At 47.5% G+C, this 545-nt stretch carries 1 protein-coding gene; it reads left to right on the top strand.

The features are described 5' to 3' along the window. The first annotated feature begins 120 nt into the window (after positions 1-120). Positions 121-483 (top strand): hypothetical protein, encoded by a 363-nt coding sequence (locus MKP05_RS22080; RefSeq protein ID WP_240570172.1) that lies wholly within the window; start codon positions 121-123, stop codon positions 481-483. Positions 484-545: the final 62 nt, after the last annotated feature.

Below are 545 nucleotides of genomic sequence, written 5' to 3'. Positions count from 1 at the left end.
CAGGGACTTTGCCCAATCCGGGGCAGATGCTTTTAACCTGAATTAATTCTAAACCGGGGAGGCTGCTCCGGTAGCCTCCCCTTAAACTCAATTACGATGAAAACAAAAGCATTACAACAAATGACCAATGTGGAACGTGCCTGCCTGTTGGCAGGATTGTTCCCTAAAGAACTGCCCGGAGTTTTACAGGACATCCGAGATCGGGCAACCTACCTGCGAGAGCATGAGGACAACATCCGCAAAGAATGGGATAACGGACTGATTACCGCAGAGTTTTGGTTTGATCTTGCCAAACGGGTACACGGGGCTGTAGAGAAATACGATAAAAAACTGCTGAAAAGCAGGCGGCTCTTTGCTGACCAACTCTTTGACGGGCACAATGCCCTCTTTACTATTGATTGCATCGCCAAGTACGCCAAGAAAGGCAACGGGAGTGCCCGTTTCCGGTTGGCTGTGGATATGTTATTTGAACACCACCCTTAAAACAAAAGCCATGTATATCATCGACAAGAGAGGAAAGAAGATTGTCGTAGAGGATTTAGAGG

The sequence above is a fragment of the Halomonas flagellata genome (assembly GCF_022487945.1).
Lineage (GTDB): Bacteria > Pseudomonadota > Gammaproteobacteria > Pseudomonadales > Halomonadaceae > Halomonas > Halomonas flagellata.
This window is presented reverse-complemented; position numbering and strand designations above follow the sequence as displayed.